This window comes from Thiogranum sp., assembly GCF_058323355.1.
This window is the reverse complement of sequence record NZ_JBTTIO010000058.1, coordinates 1-3,994: the sequence shown is the minus strand read 5'-3', so window position 1 is coordinate 3,994 and position 3,994 is coordinate 1. Positions and strand designations below refer to the sequence as shown.

General features: G+C 57.8%; 8 protein-coding genes. 3 read left to right on the top strand and 5 right to left on the bottom strand.

Going from position 1 to position 3,994, the window contains the following annotated elements; genetic code table 11:
- The 3 genes from ACW81B_RS08290 to ACW81B_RS08280 form a co-directional block, all read left to right on the top strand.
- A partial coding sequence (locus tag ACW81B_RS08290) for a hypothetical protein (RefSeq protein ID WP_491579751.1) occupies positions 1-450 on the top strand: 450 nt, incomplete at its 5' end.
- Positions 447-740, top strand: a complete 294-nt coding sequence (locus ACW81B_RS08285; RefSeq protein ID WP_491579750.1) for a hypothetical protein — start codon at positions 447-449, stop codon at positions 738-740. The genes ACW81B_RS08290 and ACW81B_RS08285, both read left to right, overlap by 4 nt.
- A complete protein-coding gene (locus tag ACW81B_RS08280; protein WP_491579749.1) occupies positions 730-1,329 on the top strand; it encodes a hypothetical protein in 600 nt (199 codons plus the stop codon). Before ACW81B_RS08285 ends, ACW81B_RS08280 begins: the two co-directional genes overlap by 11 nt.
- A 243-nt stretch (positions 1,330-1,572) precedes the next feature.
- Here ACW81B_RS08280 and ACW81B_RS08275 read toward each other — a convergent pair whose 3' ends face one another.
- The 5 genes from ACW81B_RS08275 to ACW81B_RS08255 form a co-directional block, all read right to left on the bottom strand.
- Entirely contained in the window at positions 1,573-1,863 is a 291-nt protein-coding gene (locus ACW81B_RS08275) for a hypothetical protein (RefSeq protein ID WP_491579748.1), read from the bottom strand.
- Positions 1,856-2,446 carry an HD domain-containing protein gene (locus ACW81B_RS08270; RefSeq protein ID WP_491579747.1) on the bottom strand — a complete coding sequence of 197 codons (591 nt, stop codon included), beginning with the start codon at positions 2,444-2,446 and terminating at the stop codon, positions 1,856-1,858. Before ACW81B_RS08270 ends, ACW81B_RS08275 begins: the two co-directional genes overlap by 8 nt.
- 18 nt (positions 2,447-2,464) lie before the next feature.
- The gene (locus ACW81B_RS08265; RefSeq protein ID WP_491579746.1) at positions 2,465-2,845 is read right to left on the bottom strand and encodes a hypothetical protein; all 381 of its coding nucleotides are present in this window, start codon (positions 2,843-2,845) and stop codon (positions 2,465-2,467) included.
- 1 nt (position 2,846) lies between these two features.
- The gene (locus ACW81B_RS08260) at positions 2,847-3,152 is read right to left on the bottom strand and encodes a hypothetical protein (protein WP_491579745.1); all 306 of its coding nucleotides are present in this window, start codon (positions 3,150-3,152) and stop codon (positions 2,847-2,849) included.
- Positions 3,153-3,375: 223 nt separating this feature from the next.
- Positions 3,376-3,780, bottom strand: coding sequence for a hypothetical protein (locus tag ACW81B_RS08255; RefSeq protein ID WP_491579744.1), 405 nt, complete (start codon positions 3,778-3,780; stop codon positions 3,376-3,378).
- Between the last annotated feature and the right edge of the window lie 214 nt (positions 3,781-3,994).

The following is a 3,994-nucleotide window of genomic DNA, read 5'->3' as shown; positions in this document are numbered from 1 at the left end:
CGTGCCCTGCAGATTGCCCGCGAAGCGGAGTCGACCGCCAAGCGTGAGCACGAGGCCTTGGTACAACGCTTCCAAAAGCATGAAGCCACACGCCAGTCCATCGTCAACCGCCGTGCTGCTGGTGGCGGCGATAATGAAAGCGACAAGGCCGACCTGCTGCTGGCTACAGAGGACATGCAGGGATTACAGCCATTGATCTGCAAAGCGGTTACCAGTTTGCAGCAAGCGCAGGCCGCCACCCGCCAGGCACAGGCCGCATTCGATACTGCAATGTCCCAGTGGGCAACGACCATTGAGACCGAACGTCGACGCGCGACTGGTGTTCATTGCCAGATGCTGGACGCGGCGTTGGTCAATAGCTCGAAGCCGCTGCTGGGCGCTGACATGATGCTTTACGGATACGTGCCGAGTTTAGGCCTTAAAAGCCTTATGCAGAGGTTCAACGGATGAGCGCTCGTCCGCCGGGCAGGCCGCGCAACAATTTGAAGGTTGCGCGTGAACTGGTTGAGGATAACCTGCCGAAACTCACCGAAAAGGCGCTGCAATTGGCGCTTATGGGTGACACGCAAGCACTCGGGCTGCTGCTGGACAGGGTATGGCCGTTGCCTGCGTCGCTACCCGTGCGGCTGGATGCAGCAACGATCCGCAAAGCCGTAGCACGCGGCCATGTCAGTGGCGACCACGGCGCTCGATTGCTCGAACTCGTGTCAGATACTCAGGGGGTGACTGATGGCTCGTGAAGTTCGTATGCAGGCGCTAAAGGACATTGCCCGGGCCTTGTCCCGGTGCGGGCCTGCGCACGACCTGCGACCGCTGAAGGCCAGGAAATACGACGACGTGCCGGCAGCTACCTGGTGGCGCTGGGTGAAGAAAGTCAGGGACAGCGGCGTGCCCGGTAGAAAGGCTGCTACCCGGGCCAAGAAGCGCGCCGCACACCGAGCGAAGCAGCCTGACCCGGCAGCATCCGTTACGGCGGATATCGCAGAACAACTGCCTGTGGTAGTGAAACCCGAGGATGTGGCGTACACCGGCTTGATACCGTGCATTGATCGGATCCAGGAATGCCTGCAGGACGCCTTGCGGCTGAAACAGTTCTGCGAGTCGGACAATGGCAAGATCCGGAATCCGAAGCTGTATCTGATGGCCAGCCGGCACATGCTTGACTCGCTGAAGACGGCGGCGTACGTGTCAAAACAGCTGATGGACGCCCAGCGGATTGAGCAGTTCCACGGGGCGATCCTTGCCGAGTTAGAAAAAGTCGACCCGGTTTTAGCGGAACAGATACTGGATCGATTGGATCGGCTTACCCGGGAATGGGGTGGGGTGTAGCGGTTATTCGGGAAGCTCGATCCCCTCAACAGACAGGTCGAAGTCGACGCACGGATAGCTGTCACTACCCTGACAGGAGCAGCCACGCGGCACGCACGCGTCACAGTAGTAGCTCTCGCGACCACCTTCAGACCACACTGCCACCGCACCTGCGGCAACGAGCAAAGTGTGCCAGGGCGTTCAGAACATCACCATCTTCAACAGGCAGTTGCTGTAATCTTTTACCGTATTTTTCCACGTCGTTTACCTTGTGGGCGGACTGCTGATGCCACAGACATCTTCATCGAATAAACCGACAATTTCCTGCGTTTTTCCGGGTTTGTGCTTGTCATTTCGGGCACAGTAGAATCCGGCCGCCTTACCCGTTCGCAGGGTCAGGCCACACATGCAGATCGACCGGTGACCGCCTTCCTTTTCCTGACCACAGTCGGCACAGCGGGAGACCAACCCGTCCGATGTTTGCTTCACCAGCACCCGGCCCAGGCACTGGCCGCAGATGTGTTCGGTGATTTTCCATGGGTGGCTGTTACTCATTCGCCAGTTCCTCGATCTGTGAAACCGTCCGGTCCAGTTCAGCCACCAGCGTAGCCGGTGCGCCGGCAGACTGGAAGGCATTGACCAGTGCGCGGTAGTACCAGAGGCTTTCCCTGCCAGCCGTAAATCTGTCCCACAGCGTGTCACCGTGCGTCTGCAGGTCGACCAGAATGGCTCTGGCGTTGTGCAGCTTATCGGCGCAGGACACCTTCAGGACGGCTGGCGAGGCCTCTACCAGGTGCGCGATATACCGTTCCTTCCGTTCACGCCAAGCCACCTTCTCAATACCGTCTGAGTCCGAACAGGCCACAACGATGTCAGTAACCGCACCACCGAACCGGCGGGTAATCTCGTCACGCAGTGCCTGACCACCGCCCGGGTAATGTTCAGCCTGATCCTCGATGGCGTCATGCAGTAAACCACCAATGGCCTCGTCTTCAGTACCGCCGTGTTCAAGAACCAGGCTGGCCACACCCAGCAGGTGGCTGATGTACGGCACACCGGCATCACCCTTCCGGGTCTGTTTGGCGTGCAGGCGGGTGGCGAACACCAGCGCGGCTTCAAAGTTTTCGGTCAGTGTCATATCTCCTCCAGGGTTCAGTTAATATCGCTGTAACGGGTGCCTGTCCCGCACCCGGATACCGTCATCATCACCGCTGACCACGTTGAGCGACCACAAGTCATTGCCGGCAGTATCGGTAATGCGTTCTGCACGAAGGACTGGCTCACGGCCTTCGACAGCTTCAAGCAACCCTTCCGCTACCAGCAAATTGAGCAGATCAGTATCGCTACACGCCTCAAGGCCCAATACCGAAAAAAACCAGGTCAGCAGCGTAGCGCCATGTTGCGCCCAGCATTCAACGCGGAATGGACGGCCGTCACTCAGCTTACCCTCGCCCCAGCCGAGATCCAGCACATCACCCATATCCTCCTTTTCCAGGTTCGGCACAAATTCCGAGCGGTCAGGTTTCGGGTATTCCATATCAGCCTTCCCCCGGTTCCCGGTAACAAAGCTCCCGGCACCGCTGTTCTGCGTAGGTCCAGGCCGAGAAGGTCTGGTCACCGTCCCCTACGATATAAGGGTCTTCGCCGAACATCGTATATCGCTGGTACAGCAGGTCTGCACTGATACCTGGATTCTCGCGCAGATCCCTCGCAAGGTAGTCGTCTACAATGGACTGCGCTTTCGCCAGCGCCTTTTCCCAACTATCGAACTCACCAGCCGTTGTCCGGTAGTCCTGGTCCATGTAGTGAAAATTATCATCCACCCGCACCAGATATGTAGCCATAGCAGCACCTCCTATTTCAGGCTTTTCAGGCACACGCCACACCGACGCCAGCACAGGCATCACCCGTACCGCCAGGTCGGCAGTCGCAGTTATTCGGCCATTTCATGAGAGCAAGGGATTCCAGAGCAGGAATCCTAAAAGACGAGAACAGTATAGGTAATTTCAGCAATCAGGTAAAGCCCGCAGCATAGCAAGCCTGCGGACTTCACACCGCCACTCAGCGCTAAATCAAGCCGGTCAAGGTGCCCTGTGTCATCCGGTTCATGCGCGCTTCCAGTAGACAGGCCTGGTCGGGCGTTATATCCCCCGAAGCCATAGCCTTTCGCAGGTTTCCGCTGAAATCCGCCAGCGCTTTTCTCAGGTCTGTGCCCTGCGGTTTGCGTTGTCGAGTCGACGCCCGAGTGTGGGACATGGCTTTGTTCAGGCTGGATATCTGGCGGTCAAGTTCTGCGCTGTAGTCTCGGCGGTGCCTGGGCTTGAAATCGAAAGCAACGGGATGATTCGACCGGGTTACTCGCGCGATTCGGACCGGCTCAGCTTGATGATCGGATTTCCGAAGCGTTTTTCGAAATTTGTCCATCTCATCAACCAGCGCAGCAAAGCCATTGCCTTCGTAATCGTCTCTCATTTTTCATGTCCTGTTTGTTGAAAAAAGTTGGGTCGCGTAACGTGCAACCAGCCCGGCCAGGTCGCCCGGTGAAGTTCGGATCCTGGCTGCCGGTGTTTTTCGAGCCTGCCTACCGCCGGCTGAGGCAGCCCGCATCACGCGGGTTCGATAACACAATTGTCATTTCTGAGAGGTCTCACTTTGTTTGCCTCGATAAAGTCGTCAAGGTCGTCGA